Origin of the sequence: Paracidovorax anthurii, from assembly GCF_003269065.1 — a bacterium.
Lineage (GTDB): Bacteria > Pseudomonadota > Gammaproteobacteria > Burkholderiales > Burkholderiaceae_C > Paracidovorax > Paracidovorax anthurii.
Window position 1 is genome coordinate 1 of sequence record NZ_QLTA01000037.1, and the last position, 16,459, is coordinate 16,459.

17 protein-coding genes are annotated in these 16,459 nt (G+C 69.7%); 10 read left to right on the top strand and 7 right to left on the bottom strand.

What is annotated here, in order from left to right; translation table 11 throughout:
- Positions 1-329: transposase (locus AX018_RS16635; protein ID WP_146749212.1), on the top strand; the 329-nt coding region annotated here is incomplete at its 5' end.
- An 88-nt stretch (positions 330-417) separates the two neighbouring features.
- On the opposite strand, the gene AX018_RS16640 is transcribed toward AX018_RS16635, so the two are convergent.
- The 3 genes from AX018_RS16640 to AX018_RS16650 are packed head-to-tail and all read right to left on the bottom strand — an operon-like array spanning position 418 to position 2,219.
- The gene (locus AX018_RS16640; protein WP_111879416.1) at positions 418-1,044 is read right to left on the bottom strand and encodes a YqiJ family protein; all 627 of its coding nucleotides are present in this window, start codon (positions 1,042-1,044) and stop codon (positions 418-420) included.
- Between the two features lie 2 nt (positions 1,045-1,046).
- Positions 1,047-1,712: a PspA/IM30 family protein gene (locus tag AX018_RS16645; protein WP_111879419.1), complete on the bottom strand. Its 666-nt coding sequence runs from the start codon at positions 1,710-1,712 to the stop codon at positions 1,047-1,049.
- Between the two features lie 3 nt (positions 1,713-1,715).
- On the bottom strand, positions 1,716-2,219 hold the full coding sequence (locus AX018_RS16650; protein ID WP_111879422.1) for a hypothetical protein: 504 nt from the start codon (positions 2,217-2,219) through the stop codon (positions 1,716-1,718).
- A 149-nt stretch (positions 2,220-2,368) separates the two neighbouring features.
- Between AX018_RS16650 and AX018_RS16655 the strand changes: the two genes are divergently transcribed.
- The gene (locus tag AX018_RS16655; protein WP_111879425.1) at positions 2,369-3,760 is read left to right on the top strand and encodes an aminopeptidase P N-terminal domain-containing protein; all 1,392 of its coding nucleotides are present in this window, start codon (positions 2,369-2,371) and stop codon (positions 3,758-3,760) included.
- Positions 3,761-3,887: 127 nt separating this feature from the next.
- Here the strand turns inward: AX018_RS16655 and AX018_RS16660 are convergent, their stop codons facing one another.
- The gene (locus AX018_RS16660) at positions 3,888-4,295 is read right to left on the bottom strand and encodes a tautomerase family protein (protein ID WP_111879427.1); all 408 of its coding nucleotides are present in this window, start codon (positions 4,293-4,295) and stop codon (positions 3,888-3,890) included.
- A 137-nt stretch (positions 4,296-4,432) separates the two neighbouring features.
- Between AX018_RS16660 and AX018_RS16665 the strand changes: the two genes are divergently transcribed.
- Together AX018_RS16665 and pyk are read left to right on the top strand one after the other, a co-directional pair.
- Positions 4,433-5,356 carry a LysR substrate-binding domain-containing protein gene (locus AX018_RS16665; protein WP_111879430.1) on the top strand — a complete coding sequence of 308 codons (924 nt, stop codon included), beginning with the start codon at positions 4,433-4,435 and terminating at the stop codon, positions 5,354-5,356.
- 104 nt (positions 5,357-5,460) lie between these two features.
- Positions 5,461-6,897: a pyruvate kinase gene (pyk, locus tag AX018_RS16670; protein WP_111879432.1), complete on the top strand. Its 1,437-nt coding sequence runs from the start codon at positions 5,461-5,463 to the stop codon at positions 6,895-6,897.
- Here the strand turns inward: pyk and AX018_RS16675 are convergent.
- Together AX018_RS16675 and AX018_RS16680 are read right to left on the bottom strand one after the other, a co-directional pair.
- Positions 6,830-7,420, bottom strand: a complete 591-nt coding sequence (locus tag AX018_RS16675) for a phosphatase PAP2 family protein (protein WP_111879435.1) — start codon at positions 7,418-7,420, stop codon at positions 6,830-6,832. The genes pyk and AX018_RS16675 overlap by 68 nt on opposite strands.
- Positions 7,407-8,150 (bottom strand): phosphatase PAP2 family protein, encoded by a 744-nt coding sequence (locus AX018_RS16680; RefSeq protein WP_111879438.1) that lies wholly within the window; start codon positions 8,148-8,150, stop codon positions 7,407-7,409. Before AX018_RS16680 ends, AX018_RS16675 begins: the two co-directional genes overlap by 14 nt.
- An 81-nt stretch (positions 8,151-8,231) precedes the next feature.
- Between AX018_RS16680 and AX018_RS16685 the strand changes: the two genes are divergently transcribed.
- The 6 genes from AX018_RS16685 to AX018_RS16710 all read left to right on the top strand — a co-directional run bounded on the left by AX018_RS16685 (position 8,232) and on the right by AX018_RS16710 (position 15,151).
- The gene (locus AX018_RS16685; protein WP_111879441.1) at positions 8,232-8,930 is read left to right on the top strand and encodes a response regulator; all 699 of its coding nucleotides are present in this window, start codon (positions 8,232-8,234) and stop codon (positions 8,928-8,930) included.
- 7 nt (positions 8,931-8,937) lie between these two features.
- Positions 8,938-10,320, top strand: a complete 1,383-nt coding sequence (locus AX018_RS16690; protein ID WP_245951609.1) for a histidine kinase dimerization/phospho-acceptor domain-containing protein — start codon at positions 8,938-8,940, stop codon at positions 10,318-10,320.
- Positions 10,321-10,427: 107 nt separating this feature from the next.
- Positions 10,428-11,492, top strand: a complete 1,065-nt coding sequence (gene fba, locus AX018_RS16695) for a class II fructose-bisphosphate aldolase (RefSeq protein ID WP_111879446.1) — start codon at positions 10,428-10,430, stop codon at positions 11,490-11,492.
- A 258-nt stretch (positions 11,493-11,750) separates the two neighbouring features.
- Positions 11,751-12,494, top strand: coding sequence for a hypothetical protein (locus AX018_RS16700; RefSeq protein ID WP_245951611.1), 744 nt, complete (start codon positions 11,751-11,753; stop codon positions 12,492-12,494).
- Between the two features lie 138 nt (positions 12,495-12,632).
- A complete protein-coding gene (locus tag AX018_RS16705) occupies positions 12,633-14,315 on the top strand; it encodes a long-chain-fatty-acid--CoA ligase (protein ID WP_111879451.1) in 1,683 nt (560 codons plus the stop codon).
- 101 nt (positions 14,316-14,416) lie between these two features.
- Positions 14,417-15,151 carry a 5'-methylthioadenosine/adenosylhomocysteine nucleosidase gene (locus AX018_RS16710; protein WP_111879454.1) on the top strand — a complete coding sequence of 245 codons (735 nt, stop codon included), beginning with the start codon at positions 14,417-14,419 and terminating at the stop codon, positions 15,149-15,151.
- 94 nt (positions 15,152-15,245) lie between these two features.
- Here AX018_RS16710 and corA read toward each other — a convergent pair whose 3' ends face one another.
- Positions 15,246-16,232 (bottom strand): magnesium/cobalt transporter CorA, encoded by a 987-nt coding sequence (corA, locus tag AX018_RS16715; RefSeq protein ID WP_111879456.1) that lies wholly within the window; start codon positions 16,230-16,232, stop codon positions 15,246-15,248.
- Positions 16,233-16,459 lie beyond the last annotated feature (227 nt).

Genomic DNA, 16,459 nt, shown 5'->3' on the forward strand with positions numbered 1-16,459 from the left:
TGACTGATCGCAAGGGAGCGCTTGCGGCCTTCAAGCGCTGCAAGCGCTCGCTGGGGCGGGTGCAAAGTGTGCTGACGGACAGCGGTTACACAGGCGAGCCCTTCGCGCAAGGCGTCAAGGACATCCTGGGTGAGCATGTGACGGTGCAGATCGCCAAGAGAAGCGAGTTGCACACCTTCAAGGTCATGCCCAAGCGCTGGGTGGTTGAGCGCAGCTTTGCTTGGCTGGACAAGAATCGGCGGCTATGGAAGAACTGTGAGCGATGGCTCAACACCAGCTTACAGTTCGTCCACTTGGCGTTTCTGGCTCTGCTACTCAGAAGATCGTAAACACGTTCTAAGTCCCTCGGGATGTCGGTATTGGGTAGGGAGAGGAATGGAAAAAATGCCGCGAGGGCGGGCCGCGCGGGCCCGCCGCTCACATGAGCGTCGGGTGCGGGTTGGCGATGCACCGGTAGAACGCGCCGGCCTTGCGCACCACCAGGATCTCGACGCCTTCCTCGAAAACGTCGCTGTCGATGTCCGGCTCCACCATCAGGTAGTGAGTCCGGCCATGGGTGTCGCGCACGCGCGCCTGTGCGGCCCAGCCGCGCCGCGCGGTGCCCGCGGAGATCACGCCGGTGCGGCCCACCAGCGAAAGCTCGCTGACCGCGCTGGTCTCGTCGCGCGGCAGGATGTGGGCCACGAGGGAGCCCAGGCCCCGGACGGTGACCAGGCCCGAGGGCAGGGCGAGCAGCCCGGCGCCCCAGGCCGGCAGGAAGCCGCCCAGCATGGCGTGGGCCACCATCTGCAGCGCGTAGCCGAAGATGGCATAGCCCGCCAGGAACAGCACCAGCAGCACCAGCGAGGGCACCTGGCCCAGGTGCAGCCAGCCCAGGACGCGGTCCAGCCCGGCGTCGGAGGCGACCTCCGGCAGCAGTCCGTCGATTACGTTGCTGGGGCTGAACGCCACCAGCATGCCGAACCCTTCGATGAGCGCGATCGCGACGATCAGCGCGAAGGCCACGCCGAAAGGGGTGGTTTCCGCAGCGGTAAGGAGGCTCACGATCAGCGGGTGCGCAGTTGCGCCATGCGTTCTTCGATCTGGCTCTGCCGCACCAGCTCTTCGAGGTCCTTGAGGCGCGTGGCCTGCTCCAGCGTGGCACCCGCCGCGCTGGGCGAGAGGCCCGTGTGGCGCTGGTACAGGCGGTCGAAGGCGCCGGTGGCCGATTCCATGCGGTCCTGTGCGCGGGTGCCCGCGCCGGGGGCGGCATCCGGGTGCGTGGCCGGTGCGCGGCTGCGCACGAACTCCTCCAGCGCCTCCGCCATCTGGCGCTTCTTGGCCAGCAGGGCCGTCACGTAGCCCTTGAGCTCGTCTTCCTTGCGCACGTGTTCCGCGAGGGCGGTTTCCAGCACCGGGATCTGGGCCTCGATGTCCAGCTGGCGTGCCACGGCGGCCCGCGCCAGGTCGTCCCGGCCGGCGTCGAGGGCCTGCCGCGTCTGCCCGGCGAGGGTTTCGTGCTGGGCGTTCAGGTGCGAATGCTGCTGCTGCGCCAGATGGCGGTTGGCGCTCACGAGGCCCAGTTCATGCCGGACGTCCGATATGACGGCATCGACCTCGCGGATGGATTGCTCCATCACGGCCTCGGGCGCCTGGTTTTCGAGCCGGTCCACCAGGGCATGCACGCTCCCGGCAATGACGCGGCCCACGCGGGTCTTCAGGGAATCTGCCATCGCTCACTCTCCTTTTCTGTGATGAATGCTGTTCGCCAGCTCGACCGTGGCGGCCATGTGCCGGCGCACCACGCCGGGGTCGTAGGCCGATGCCTCCGACGTAGCGGCCTGCCGCAGCAGCCCCGCGCTCAGCGCGAAGGCCCGCCGCACGAGCATGTCCTCCAGTTGCGCCGCCTCGGCCGCGGTCTGGGGCACATGGCTCATGACCATCGCCAGGCTGCTGGTGACGTGCTCCAGCAGCAGTCCGAGCACCTCCGAATGGCGCGACGACTCGGCCTCGGCGCGCACCAGGGCATCGCGCGCGGCGGCGGTGAGATCGCGCGTCCACGCGTGTGCGGCGGGGTAGTCCATGGCACCGTCGTACTGCCGCTTGAGCTGGCCCAGCAGCACGCGCAGCTTGTCGCTGTTGGTGGTGGCGCCCTCCACCGGCAGGCGGGCGAGCCAGAGGTAGAGATCGCTCGGAATCCGTGCGGACAGGGGTTCCATGGACTGGGTGGGCGGCGGCATCGGATGTCTCGCGTTCAAGTCGGGTTGAAAACGATTGTATTCATATGAATACAATAGTCAACACCGTCGCGCACAGCGCTTCGGCCAGGCCGCCTGGGGGTTTGCCACGCCGCGTCCACGCGGCGGCTGGATGGCGTGACAATGGGGGAATGACCTCACAGCCTTCCCTCTACGCCCGGCGCCGCGCCCACCTCGCTTCCCTGCTGGGCGAGGGCGGCATCGCCATCGTGCCCACGGCGCCTGAGCGCGCCCGCAACCGCGACAGCGAGTTCCTCTACCGGCACGACAGCTATTTCCATTACCTCACCGGCTTCACCGAGCCGCAGGCCTGCCTGGTGCTGACGGCCGACGGGCGCTCCACGCTCTTTTGCCAGCCCAAGGACCTGGAGCGCGAGATCTGGGACGGCTACCGCCTCGGCCCCGAGGCGGCCGTGGCCGCGCTGGGCGTGGAGGCGGCGCATTCCTCGGCGCAGCTCGAATCGCAGCTGCCGCGCCTGCTGGAGAACCGCGAGCGCGTCTGGTACCCGTTCGCCACGCACGAGGGGCTGGCCGCGCGCGTGGACGGCTGGCTGCAGAAGGTGCGCGCCCGCGTGCGCTACGGCGCGCTGTGCCCCGCGCAGCAGGGCGACCTGTGCACGTTGCTCGACGAGATGCGCCTCATCAAGGATGCGCACGAGCAGGACGTGATGCGCCGCGCCGCGCGCATCAGCGCGCAGGCCCACGTCCGTGCCATGCAGTACAGCGCCCGCATGCTGCGCGCCGGCGAGGACGTGCGCGAGTACCACCTCGACGCCGAGCTGCTGCACGAATTCCGCCGCCAGGGCTCGCAGGCCGTGGCGTACAACTCCATCGTCGCGGCCGGCGCCAATGCCTGCGTGCTGCACTACCGCGCCGACGCCGCGCCGGTGCGCGCGGGGGAGCTGGTGCTGATCGACGCCGGCTGCGAGCTCGACGGCTATGCCAGCGACATCACCCGCACCTTCCCGGCCGACGGCCGCTTCACCGGCCCGCAGCGCGACGTGTACGACCTGGTGCTGGCGAGCCAGCACGCGGCCGTGGCCGCCACGAAGGCCGGCGTGCGCTTCAACGACCCGCACGACGCCACCGTGGCGGTGCTGGCGCAGGGTCTGCTGGACCTGGGCCTGCTGCGCAAGGACAAGTTCGGCTCCGCGCAGGACGTGATCGAGCAGCGTGCCTATTTCCAGTTCTACATGCACCGCACGGGCCACTGGCTCGGCATGGACGTGCACGACTGCGGCAGCTACGTGGAGCCCTCCGAGGTGGGCGAGACCAGCGAGCGGCGCGACCCGCTCTCGGGCGAGACCATCACCAACCGGCCCAGCCGCATCCTGCGCCCGGGCATGGTGCTGACCATCGAGCCGGGGCTCTACATCCGCCCCGCGCCCGGCGTGCCCGAGGCGTTCCACCACATCGGCATCCGCATCGAGGACGACGCCATCGTGACCGAGGCCGGCTGCGAGCTGATCACGCGCGACGTGCCGGTGGAGGCGGGCGAGATCGAGGCGCTGATGCGCGGCTGAGCCGTGCCATCCGGGCAGAGCCCGGCACCGGATCGAGCGCCGTCGCTTGGTGCCGCGCCGGTCCGGCGCACGACTGCATGGAACATCCGAAGCGGGCCCCGAACGGCCATGGGGCCTCGTCCCCACATCAGCCAGGCGCGCCTACCTGCTGCACCAGTCCCATGGCAAAGCGACCGTATCCCACCGACCAGTCGGAATAGTCGTTCTCGTGCATGAAGATGAACACGTCGGCCGGGGCTACGCGCGCCATCACCCCGAGATTCCGGGCAATGCCGGTGTACAGGTCGCGCTTCATCGCGTCGCTGCGGCCGCGGCGCAAGGTGATCTCCACGACCACCACTTCGTCCGAGCGTGCCACTCCGTTGAAGCTGCGGCTGAAAGCGAATTGCCCGGGCGCGTAGGCGGTCACCATGTTGAACAACTCGTCTTCCGGCATGGCGATGCCATCGACCAAAGCCTGGTGGATGGCCTGAACGATGCCCTCACGTTCGCCAGGCGGCGTTGCTTGTGGAAGGTAGGTGTGGATGAAAGGCATTTCAGTATGTTCCTGTTTGGAAAATAGGCGGCAAGGACCGCTCTGATCGCGGCCTCCTGATTTTTCTCAGTTTCTTCCTCAGGAAAAAGCGATTTATCCTCGCGCTCTATGTGCAGCTGAATCACATAGAAATCGCCATGCCACGTCGCCTCCCGCCCCTGGGCGCCCTGCGTGCCTTCGAAGCCGCTGCTCGTCTGGGCCGCATGACGATGGCCGCCGAAGAGCTGTCGGTATCGCCAGGCGCCATCAGCCGTCAGGTGCGTCAACTCGAAGACCATCTGGGCCTGCCGCTGTTCGACGGCACCAAGGCGCGGCCGACGCTCACCGCCGCGGCACGCACGCTGCAGCCCGTGCTGGCCACCGCTTTCCAGCAGATCGAAGACACGGTGCGTGCCCTGGGCGATGCCCACCACGGCCCGCTGGACGTGGCCTGCTTCAGCACCTTCACGGTCAAATGGCTGATCCCGCGGTTGTTCGACTTCCATGCGCAGCATCCCGGCATCGAGGTGCGCCTGCGTACCACTGACACGGGCACCGATGCCGCCTCCGAAGGCTGCGACCTGCTCATCACCGCCGAAGAGGCCACAGTCGCACGGCGCGATGACGCCACATCCCTGCACCTGTTCTCCGAGTGCCTGGGCCCGGTGCTGTCCCCCGCGCTGGCTGCGCGCACCGGCGTGCTGCACACACCCGCCGACCTGGAGGGCCAACCCCTCCTGCACACACGCGCGCGGCGCGGTGCCTGGGCCGCCTGGGCCGCATCCACCGGTGCGGACTGGCACCCGGAGGCAGCGGCCACCGGCCCGGTGTACGAGCACTACTACTTCACGCTGGAGGCTGCCGTGCGCGGCCTGGGCATTGCCCTGGCCCCCTGGCACCTGGTGGTGGACGACGTGCAGGCCGGGCGCCTGGTGGCGCCCTTCGGCTTTGCGGCCTCTGGCTACGACTACCTCGCGCTGGGGCGCACCACCGCAGCCCATCCCCGGCGCGATACGTTCTGCCAGTGGCTGGCCGCGCAAGTGCGGGCCATGCCGCCAGCCGCGGTCGACGGCGGCAATTGAATTCCCTGGGCCGGACGGGCCCGTGCCTGTACCCGGTATGTAACCGTTTCCGTGCCAGAATTGAAACCCGATTACATCCCGAACGCTTCCAAGGAGACACCCCCATGCGCATCCGCCGAGCCACCAAGATCGTCGCCACCCTGGGCCCCGCGTCGAGCGATCCGGCCCTGCTGGAGCGGATGATCGCGATCGGCGTGAACGTGGTGCGGCTCAATTTCAGCCACGGCACGGCGCAGGACCACATCGACCGGGCCGAGAAGGTGCGCGCCGCCGCCCAGCGCGCGGGCCGCGAGGTGGCCATCATGGCCGACCTGCAGGGCCCCAAGATCCGCGTGGGCAAGTTCGCCGAGGGCAAGGTCTGGCTGGAGCCCGGCGCGGCCTTCGTCCTCGATGCCTCGCGCACCGAGCCGGGCGACGTGAACGGCGTGGGCCTCGACTACAAGGAGCTGCCGCGCGACGTGAAGGCGGGCGACGTGCTGCTTCTCAACGACGGCCTCATCGTGCTCACGGTGAACGCCGTGCGCGGCGAGGAGGTGCTGACCACCGTGCGCGTGGGCGGCGAGCTGTCCAACAACAAGGGCATCAACAAGCAGGGCGGGGGCCTCACGGCGCCCGCGCTCACGGCCAAGGACATGGAGGACATCAAGACCGCCATGAGCTTCCAGGCCGACTACGTGGCCGTGAGCTTTCCGAAGAACGCCACCGACATGGAAATGGCGCGCCAGCTGTGCAACGTGGCCGCGGCCGAATACCGCCACAAGCCGGCCCTGATCGCGAAGATCGAGCGCGCCGAGGCGGTGCCGCGCCTGGAGGAGATCCTGCGCGTGTCCGACGGCATCATGGTGGCGCGCGGCGACCTGGCCGTGGAGGTGGGCAACGCCGCCGTGCCGGCGCTGCAAAAGAAGATGATCCGCATGGCGCGCGACATGGACAAGGTCGTCATCACCGCCACGCAGATGATGGAGAGCATGATCACCAACCCCGTGCCCACGCGCGCGGAGGTGAGCGACGTGGCCAACGCGGTGCTCGACGGCACCGATGCCGTGATGCTCAGCGCCGAGACGGCCGCCGGCCGCTATCCGCTGGAGACGGTGGAGGAGATGGCCAAAATCTGCGCCGCCGCCGAGGCCGCCGAAGACCCCGAGCGCGATTCCGATTTCACGGGCCAGACGCTGGGCCGCATCGACCAGTCCATCGCCATGGGCGCGCTCTTCACGGCCCACCACCTGGGCGCCAAGGCCATCGTGGCGCTCACCGACAGCGGCTCCACCGCGCTCTGGATGAGCCGCCACCGCATCCACATCCCGATCTACGCGCTCACGCCCAAGGTGGCCACGCAGCGCAAGATGGCGATGTACCGCAACGTGCGCCCCCTGCTCATGGACACCAGCGTGGACCGTGACACGGCATTGGAGCAGGCCGAGGGCCACCTCAAGAGCCGCAACATCGTGCAGCAGGGCGATCTTTATGTGATCACCTGCGGGGAGCCGATGGGCGCCCCGGGCGGAACCAATATGCTGAAAATTTGCCGCGCCGGCTGATCCAGGCCTGCGCCGCGCGTCCGGCCACCCAGGCGCTGCAGGCGCCCACGAGCGCGCCGGCGATCACGTCCGAGGGCATGTGCACGCCCAGGCAGACCCGGCTCCAGCCCAGGGCCGCTGCCAGGGCGTAGGCCAGCCACCGCCAGCCGGGTGCCTGGCCGCGCGCGAGCCCGAGCGTGAGGCCCCGCGCGAGGGCGAAGGCGGCGGCCGTGTGCATGCTGGGAAAACTCGCGCGGGCGCCCATCTCGATCCACTGGATGCCCAGGCCCAGTTGCGCCGGGCGCGGGACCGGAAAGAGGGCCCGGAACCCGCGCACCGTGCACCACGCGACCAGCAGCGAGAACACCCCCCAGGCCACGGCGCGGCGCGTGGCGGGATTGCCCCGCGCGAGCTCCAGCACCATCAGCAGTCCCGCGAAGACGGGAAGATCCTGCGACAGCCACCGCGCGGCGGCCAGCACGGCCGCCGGCGTGGCGGGGGTGGCGTTCAGCGCCAGGAAAAGGTCGGCATCAAGGGCAAGCATGGGATGCGCTCTCGGGAGGAAGGACGCTGTCGGAGAGCGGATGGCGCAGGCGCAGCAACCGTGCGACCAGATCGCTGGCCCAGCCCGCCACCCAGCACAGCCAGCCGGTCCACAGCGTGTGGCTCATGAAATGCGCACCGCGCATCTGCTGGGCCAGGCCCAGCACGAGCCCGGCGGCGAGCGAGGCCGCCAGCCACCAGCGGGCCGCGCGCGGCTTGCGGTGGCGCAGCGCGAAGTAGCCGCCGATGAACGCGAAGCCGGCCGAGGCATGGCCCGCCGGGAAGCAGTGGCCGCTGCCGCCGTCGAAGATGCCGCGCGACCAGTGCGAGACATACCGGGCCACGCCGCCGAACTCGGCCAGATCCCACGGGCAGCTGGTGGCGCTGGTCTGCTTGAAGACGGTCACGACGCCCAGGGCGAGAAGCGCGCTGGCGGCCATCTGCATGCGGTCGGCGGTCGAGAGCTGGCGCAGCCAGCCCACGGGCCACCAGACGGAAGCGGCCAGCAGCACCATGATCACCCAGCCCGTGCGCCGTGCGCCCTCGTGCATGACGGAGACCAGGAACCCGTCGTCGCGCAGCGGAAACCCCCCGGCATTGCCGAAAACCCGGGCCAGCACCATGTCGAAGGACGTGGCATCCCAGGCGATGAGCAGGCCCAGGGCCGCCACGGTCCAGAGCAGGAGGGCAAGGGGGCGGGGCGCGGGAGACGGCAGGGTCGCAGGGGTCATGGCGCGCGACGATAGGGAGCCCCTCTTAACGCTGTCTTAACGGTCGGCGGCCGTGGGGGGCGGAGCCGCGACAATGGCGGCATGAGAATCCTCGTGGTCGAAGACGATGGCGGTATCGCCGCCGGCCTGCGGGCCAATCTGCAGCAAAGGGGCTATGCCGTGGACGTGTGCGGCGGCGTGGCGCAGGCGTGGAGCGCCTTGCGGGCCGAGCGGTTCGATGCCGTGCTGCTGGACCTGGGCCTGCCCGATGGCGATGGCGGCGAATTGCTCACGCGCCTGCGCCGGGCGCCCGCGTCCCCGCCGGGCGGCCAGCCGGCGCGGCTGCCGGACCCGGCGACGCCCGTGCTGATCCTGACGGCGCGCGACCAGGTCAGCGAGCGCATCGCGGGGCTGGACCAGGGGGCGGACGATTACCTCGCCAAGCCCTTCGACGTGGACGAGCTGGAGGCGCGCCTGCGCGCCCTGCTGCGGCGGGCGGCGGGCCGGGCCTCGCCCGTGATCCGCGTGCACGATATCGAACTGGACCCGGCCGCCCGCACGGTGCGCCGCGCGGGCCAGCCGGTGGAGATGTCGCCGCGCGAGTTCTCCGTGCTGCTCGTCCTGCTCGATGCGCGCGGCCGCGTGCTCTCGCGCCAGCAGATCGAGGAGCGGCTCTACAGCTGGCAGAGCAGCGTGGAGAGCAATGCCATCGAGGTGCACGTGCACCACCTGCGCAAGAAGCTCGGCAGCGAGCGCATCCAGACCATGCGCGGCGTGGGCTATTTCATCCCGTGGGAGTGACGCGGCCGTGGCCCCGCCGTTTCCTTCTTCCGCGCGCACGCCTTCCCTCACGCGGCGCCTGCTGCTCTGGACGCTCAGCGCCCTGCTGGTCGTGTGGGCCAGCTTCGTGGGCATGGCCTACCTCACCGGCATCGAGGAGGCCGACGAGCTGACCGACGGCCACCTGGCCAGCGTGGCGGCGCTGCTCCTGAACCTGCGGCCCGGCGAGATGGTGGGGCCGGCGCAGGCCACGCAGCGCGCGCCCATGCCCTGGCTCAAGGCGCACGATTACCAGCAGTCGCTCAGCGTCGTGCAGTGGGACGCGCAGGGCCGGCTGCTGTCGCACATCGGCGATGCGCCGCTGCCGCCCTTCGAGACGCCCGATGGCTTCGCCACGCTGCACCTGGGCGCAAAGTCCACGCCCTGGCGCAGCTTCGCGCAGTGGGACGGCGCACGCTCGCGCAAGGTGGTGGTGTTGCTGACCCTGGAGGAGCGCGACGATCTGGCCGAGGACATCGCCGCGCAGATGGTGGAGCCCGGCCTGTGGCTGCTGCCCGTGATCATGCTGGTGCTGGGCTTCGCCGTGCGGCGCGGGCTGCGGCCGCTCTACACCCTCTCGCACGACGTGGCGGCGCTGGATATCGCGGGCGCCGGGCGCCTGCCGGCGGGCGGCACGCTGCGGGAGTTCGAACCCGTGGTGGCCTCCATCAACACCCTGCTCGACCGGCAGCAGGCCGCGCTGGTGCGCGAGCGGCGCCTGGCCAACGAGGTGGCGCACGAGCTGCGCACGCCGCTGTCGTCCATCGTGCTGCAGGCCCGTGCGCTGGACGGCGGCCTGGACGGCCCCGCCCAGGCCGAGGCGCTGGCGCGCATCGGGCAGGACGCGCTGCGTGCCGGCCACGTGCTCACCCAGTTGCTGGCCCTGGCCCGCGCCAGCCGTACCCGGATGCACGAACTGGAAGCCGAGGTCGATCTGGCGGAGTTGGCGCGCGCGGTCGCCGCCGACCATGCCCAGGCGGCGTGGCAGCACGGCGCCACCCTGGAGGTGGCCGCGCCGGAGCCGGTGGTGGTGCGGGGCAATGCGGTCCTGCTCGAAATGGCCCTGCGCAACCTCCTGGAGAACGCGCTGCGCCACACGCCCCGGGGCACGCGCGTGGAGGTGCGGGCCGAGGCCGCCGCGGGCGGCGGCGCGTGGCTGCAGGTGTGCGACGACGGCCGCCGCGCCGCGCCCGACCGGGAGTCGGCCGCCGTGCCGGCGCCGGTGGACAGCCTCCACCTGGGCCACGAGATTGTCGCCCGCGTGGCCGAGGCGCATGGCGGGCGTTTCCGCCAGATCTCCGCGCCCGGGCCTTTTTCCACGTGTTACCGCGTGGAACTGCGCACCGGCGGGGGGGCTGGCGCCACCGGATAAAATGGCCCGGTTACCAAGCGGTTACCACCGCCGGCCACTGCCGCGAATGTGCCGGCCCTGTGCACGGGCCGCGCCCTCCATCCCCACCCTTGAATGGAACCACCCCCATGCCACTCGTCTCGATGCGCGAATTGCTCGACCATGCCGCTGAAAACCGCTACGGCATCCCCGCATTCAACGTGAACAACCTGGAGCAGGTGCAGGCCGTGATGGCCGCGGCCGACGAAGTGGGCGCGCCGGTCATCCTCCAGGCGAGCGCCGGCGCCCGCAAGTACGCGGGCGAGAGCTTCATCAAGCACCTGGTGCAGGCCGCCGTCGAGGCCTACCCGCGCCTGCCCGTGGTGATGCACCAGGACCACGGGCAGAGCCCCGCGATCTGCCAGGGCGCCATCGACCTGGGCTTCTCCTCCGTGATGATGGACGGCTCGCTGAGGGAGGACGGCAAGACGCCCGCCTCGTTCGATTACAACGTGGACGTGACCCGCAAGGTGGTCGAGCTGGCCCACAAGGTGGGCGTGACCGTCGAAGGCGAGCTGGGTTGCCTGGGCTCGCTCGAAACCGGCATGGCCGGCGAGGAGGACGGCATCGGCGCCGAGGGCAAGCTGGACCACTCGGCCCTGCTGACCGACCCCGAGGAAGCCGCGCAGTTCGTCAAGGCCACGCAGCTCGACGCGCTGGCCATCGCCATCGGCACCAGCCACGGCGCCTACAAGTTCACCCGCAAGCCCACGGGCGACATCCTCTCGATCGAGCGCGTGAAGGAAATCCACGCCCGCCTGCCCAACACCCACCTGGTCATGCACGGCTCCTCCAGCGTGCCGCAGGAGCTGCTGGAGATCATCCGCCAGTACGGCGGCAACATGAAGGAAACCTACGGCGTGCCCGTGGAGGAGATCCAGAAGGCCATCCAGTTCGGCGTGCGCAAGATCAACATCGACACCGACATCCGCCTCGCCATGACCGGCGCGGTGCGCAAGTTCCTGGCCGAGAACCCCGAGAAGTTCGACGCCCGCGAATGGCTCAAGCCCGCGCGCGAGGCGGCCAAGGCCATCTGCAAGCAGCGCTACATCGAGTTCGGCTGCGAGGGCCAGGCCTCCAAGATCAAGGGCCACAGCCTGCAGGTGATCGCCGGCCAGTACGCCTCGGGCGCGCTGGCCCAGGTGGTGCACTGACGATCTCGCCGCGGCCCCCTCCGCCCGGCCCGAAGGCGGCGCGCATGCCCGGCATGCGCGCCGCCTTTTTGCTGGCGGGCGCGCCGGACAGGGGCCCGCGCCGGGTTCGGGTAAGCTCGGGCGATGCCATGCGGCCGGGTTGGCCGGTCCGCGCCGAGGCCGGCTCCGCGGCCCTTTTGCCCTTTGGCCCTTTGTCTTTTTCCCGGGCGCGGTCTCTCCGCCGGCCTGCCGAAGAACCACTCCCGAATCGCCCGTTCCGTGAAAACGCCCTCTCTCCCGCTCCTGCCGGCCCGCGCGGGCCGCCTCGCCTTGATCGCCGGGGCCGCCGTGCTGTCGCTCGCGGCCTGCGCGCCGGTGCAGCCCTCGCTTCCCCATGTCGGCCGCGCGCAGATCGAGCTGCCGCCCGGGGACTGGGAGGTGCTGCAGCGCAGCAGCCTCGTGCTGGACGTGCTGCCCGACGACACCGCCGCCGACCTGCCGATGGAAACCACCGTCATGGGCCTGCGCGGCCCCGGCAAGGACCGCCCGCTGCTGGCCCTGGTGTTCATGCAGACCAACGCCACGAACTACCCGCGCGACACCACGCTGTGGACCTCGCCCTGCCCGCAGCAGGACGGCGTGTTCGTGCAGGACCGCACCCGCGGCAGCCCCGCCCGCGTGGACTGCCTGCGCTACCGGCGGCGCGCCGACACGGGCGACTACCTGGCGCGCAGCCGCCCCGTGGTGTCCCAATGGATGGCCGAAAAGCACATGGCCCCGGGCACGCCGTACGCGCATGTCCTCTACCGCTATGCGACCGCCGGCGGCGCGCTCATCTCGCTGGACGTGGTCGTGAGCCAGGCCCTGCTGCGGCCCGCCACGCGCAGCAACGACGAGTTCATGGAAGCGGGGCGCCCCGCGTTCCTGTGGAGCGAGAAGCTGGCCCAGGCGGCACGGCAGAGCGTCTCGATGATGGATGGGCGGCTGGTCTTTCCACCCTTCCCGATCCCCATCGCGCCATGAGACCGTGAACACGTTCTGAGGTGCGCGGCGGCGCTCCCGCGCGGTCCGCGCTAGGGAAAGCCCAGACGCGCGCCCCGGCCCGGCGCCCGCAGAATGCGGGTTCTTTTTTTGTAACAACAGGTTCTGGAGACACACAGCATGAACGACCGCCCGTGGCTCGCCGCCTATCCCGAGGGAGTGCCGGCCGACATCGACCCGACGCAGTACCCTTCGCTCGTCGCCTTGATGGAAGAGGCCTTCCGGAAGCATGCGGACCGCACGGCCTACAGCTTCATGGGCAAGGACGTGAGCTTCGCGGAGACCGAGGCGCAGAGCCGCCAGATGGCCGCCTACCTGCAGACCCTCGGGCTGTCGCGCGGGGACCGCGTGGCGATCATGATGCCCAACGTGCCCCAGTACCCCGTGGCCGTCGCGGCCGTGCTGCGCGCGGGCTTCGTGGTGGTCAACGTGAACCCGCTCTACACCCCGCGCGAGCTGGAGCACCAGCTCAAGGATTCGGGCGCCAGGGCCATCCTCATCATCGAGAACTTCGCGGCGACGCTGCAGGCCTGCATCGGCGCCACGCCGGTGCAGCACGTGGTGCTCGCGTCGATGGGCGATCGGCTGGGCCTGCTCAAGGGCCTGGTCGTGAACTACGTGGTGCGCAAGGTGAAGAAGCTGGTGCCGCCGTTCTCGCTGCCCGGCGCCGTGCGCTTCAACGATGCGCTGGCGCGCGGCGCGCGCGCCACGCTGGTCACGCCGGAGCTGCGGCCCGACGACGTGGCCCTGCTGCAGTACACCGGCGGCACGACCGGCATCTCCAAGGGCGCGGTGCTGCTGCACCGCAACCTCATCGCCAACGTGCTGCAGGCCGAGGCCTGGAACGCGCCCGCGATGCGCAAGGTGCCGGAAGGCGAGCAGCCCGCGAGCGTGTGCGCGCTGCCGCTCTATCACATCTTCGCGTTTACCGCGAACATGATGCTGGCCATGCGCACGGGCGCGAAGACCATCCTCATCCCGAACCCGCGCGACCTCGCCGCCGTGCTCAAGGAGCTGTCGCGCCACACCTTCCACAGCCTGCCGGCCGTGAACACGCTCTTCAACGGGCTGGCCAACCACCCCGACTTCAACACCGTGAACTGGAAGAACCTCAAGGTGTCGGTGGGCGGGGGCATGGCGGTGCAGAGCGCGGTGGCGCAGCTGTGGCTGCAGAAGACCGGCTGCCCGATCTGCGAGGGCTACGGCCTCTCGGAGACCAGCCCCACGGTGAGCTGCAACCCGGTCACCAACACGGAGTTCACCGGCACCATCGGCGTGCCCATCTCCAGCACCCGCATGAAGCTCATCGACGACGAGGGCCGCGAGGTGACCGAGCTGGGCCGGGCCGGCGAGATCGCCATCCACGGCCCGCAGGTCATGGCCGGCTACTGGCAGCGCCCCGACGAGACGGCCAAGGTCATGACCGAGGACGGCTACTTCAAGACTGGCGACATCGGCGTGATGGACGCGCGGGGCTTCTTCAAGATCGTGGACCGCAAGAAGGACATGGTGCTGGTGAGCGGCTTCAACGTCTATCCGAACGAGGTCGAGGAGGTCGTGGCCGCCTGCCCCGGCGTGCTCGAATGCGCGGTGGTGGGCGTGCCCGACGAGAAGACCGGCGAGGCCGTCAAGCTCGTGGTGGTGCGCAAGGACCCGGCGCTGTCGGAGTCGCACCTGCGCGAGTTCTGCCGCGCCAACCTCACGGGCTACAAGCAGCCGCGCGTGATCGAGTTCCGCGAATCCCTGCCCAAGACGCCCGTGGGCAAGATCCTGCGCCGGGAACTGCGCGACAAGAAGGCCTGAGCCGCCACCGCGGGCAACCTTCCGTCCTTTCCTTGCTCCGCGCCGGTGGCCTTGCGCCGCCGGCTTTTTTTCGTCCCACCCTTCCGACCGTGATTGCCGCCATGCCGACCACCGCCATCCTCAGCGCCCTGCCCGATGAACAGGCCGGGCTTTCCGCCGCCCTGCAGCAGGCGGACCGCATCGCGCATGCGGGCCGCACGTTCCATCGGGGCACGCTGCATGGACACGGCGTGGTGCTGGCCCTCTCGGGCATCGGCAAGGTGGCGGCCGCCACGACGGCTGCCGCGCTCATCGAGCGCTTCGGCGCGCAGCGCATCGTCTTCACGGGCGTGGCGGGCGGGCTGGGCGAGGGCGTGCGGATCGGCGACGTGGTCGTCGCGCGGGAGCTGCTGCAGCACGACATGGACGCCTCTCCGCTCTTCCCGCGCTGGGAGATGCCGGGCTACGGGCGGGTGCGCATGGCCTGCGATCCGGCGCTGACGGGGCTGCTGCTGCAGGCCGCCCAGGCCTGCCTGGCGGAGGGCGCGGGCGCCCATGGCGCCGCGGCCGTGCATGCCGGCCTCATCGCGAGCGGCGACCGCTTCGTGTCGGGGGCGGCCGAGGCCGACGCGCTGGCCCGGTCGCTGCGCGCGGCGGGCCATGACGTGCTGGCCGTGGAGATGGAATGCGCGGCAGTGGCGCAGGTCTGCGCGGACCATGGCGTGCCGTTCGCTGCCGTGCGCACCATCTCCGACCGCGCCGACGACGATGCGCCGCGCGACTTCTCGCATTTCGTGCAGACGGTGGCGAGCCGCTACGCCGACGGCATCATCGGGCAACTGCTGCGGACCCTTTGAGCTTGCTATATTTTAAATAGCAAGAAAGCCAGATTACACGGCGACATGGGCGGGAAAAGGCCCATGCCGGGCCCCGTGGGCGGCCTGCGGGCCCCTACTTGAGCCAGCCGCGCTTGCGGAAGTACCACATGGGGCCCAGCGCGCTCGCGACCATCAGCACGATGCCGTACGCGTAGCCGTAGGTCCACTTCAGCTCCGGCATGAACTCGAAGTTCATGCCGTAGACGCTCGCGATGAGCGTGGGCGGCAGCAGCGCCACGCTGGCCACCGAGAAGATCTTGATGATCTTGTTCTGGTTGATGTTGATGAAGCCGACCGTGGCGTCCATCAGGAAGTTGATCTTGTCGAAGAGGAACGCCGTGTGGTTGTCCAGCGATTCGATGTCGCGCAGGATCTGCCGCGCGTCCTCGAACTGCTCGGCGTTGAGCATCTTGCTGCGCATCATGAAGCTCACGGCGCGGCGGGTGTCCATCACGTTGCGGCGGATGCGGCCGTTCAGGTCTTCCTGGCGCGCGATGGCCGCCAGCACCTCGCCGGCGCGCGCGTCGGTCACGTCGCCGGCGAGCACCTGGGTGCTCACTTCCTTGAGTTCGTCGTAGATGCCTTCGAGCGTGTCGGCGGAGTATTCCGCGTCCAGGTCGAAGAGCTTGAGCAGCACTTCCTTGGCGTCCTCGATGAGGCCGGGCGCGCGGCGTGCGCGCATGCGCAGCAGGCGGAAGACGGGCAGGTCCTCGTCGTGGATCGAGAACAGCACGCCCTTGCTCTTGAGCGTGTCGTTGACGAGGTTGAGGATGAAGGCCACGCGCACCGAGCGGGGGTTGTCCTCGTCGTCGATCAGGAAGTCGCTGCGGATGTGGACCTCGCCGTTGTCTTCCTCGTAGAAGCGGGCGGATTCCTCGATGTCCTCGTCCATCGCGTCGGCCGGGATCTGCAGTCCGTAGTGCTGCTTGATCCAGCGCTTTTCTTCCAGCGTGGGCGATTCGAGGTCCACCCAGATGGGCTGGAAGCGGGCGAGGTCTTCCAGGGATTCGATTTCTTCCTGGACCAGCCGGCCGTTGGCGAGCGTGAAGATGTTGAGCATGGGCTCACTCCCGGTGGGGTTGGCGGGGTGGGTTCCGCCGTTGGCGATGGGGGGGCTGGGGGTGCTTTCAATCCCCCAAGGCCCTGGGCACGCCGGGAGTTGAAAGCTACCGACTGGGGTAGGTTTCCACGGAGCTTTCTCCAAAAAAGCAAGCCTCGGATTATGGCATCGCGGCACGGTTGCCGCGTGACGGTGGTGTGTCAGTCCGGCTGCGTTCCGCGGGCGTT

Bases quoted from the DNA above. Each gene is read 5' to 3' on its own strand.
- AX018_RS16645 (WP_111879419.1), bottom strand. From the start codon at position 1,712: ATGGCAGATTCCCTGAAGACCCGCGTGGGCCGCGTCATTGCCGGGAGC.
- AX018_RS16650 (WP_111879422.1), bottom strand. From the start codon at position 2,219: ATGCCGCCGCCCACCCAGTCCATGGAACCCCTGTCCGCACGGATTCCG.
- AX018_RS16655 (WP_111879425.1), top strand. From the start codon at position 2,369: ATGACCTCACAGCCTTCCCTCTACGCCCGGCGCCGCGCCCACCTCGCT.
- AX018_RS16660 (WP_111879427.1), bottom strand. From the start codon at position 4,295: ATGCCTTTCATCCACACCTACCTTCCACAAGCAACGCCGCCTGGCGAA.
- AX018_RS16665 (WP_111879430.1), top strand. From the start codon at position 4,433: ATGCCACGTCGCCTCCCGCCCCTGGGCGCCCTGCGTGCCTTCGAAGCC.
- pyk (WP_111879432.1), top strand. From the start codon at position 5,461: ATGCGCATCCGCCGAGCCACCAAGATCGTCGCCACCCTGGGCCCCGCG.
- AX018_RS16675 (WP_111879435.1), bottom strand. From the start codon at position 7,420: ATGCTTGCCCTTGATGCCGACCTTTTCCTGGCGCTGAACGCCACCCCC.
- AX018_RS16680 (WP_111879438.1), bottom strand. From the start codon at position 8,150: ATGACCCCTGCGACCCTGCCGTCTCCCGCGCCCCGCCCCCTTGCCCTC.
- AX018_RS16685 (WP_111879441.1), top strand. From the start codon at position 8,232: ATGAGAATCCTCGTGGTCGAAGACGATGGCGGTATCGCCGCCGGCCTG.
- fba (WP_111879446.1), top strand. From the start codon at position 10,428: ATGCCACTCGTCTCGATGCGCGAATTGCTCGACCATGCCGCTGAAAAC.
- AX018_RS16705 (WP_111879451.1), top strand. From the start codon at position 12,633: ATGAACGACCGCCCGTGGCTCGCCGCCTATCCCGAGGGAGTGCCGGCC.
- AX018_RS16710 (WP_111879454.1), top strand. From the start codon at position 14,417: ATGCCGACCACCGCCATCCTCAGCGCCCTGCCCGATGAACAGGCCGGG.
- corA (WP_111879456.1), bottom strand. From the start codon at position 16,232: ATGCTCAACATCTTCACGCTCGCCAACGGCCGGCTGGTCCAGGAAGAA.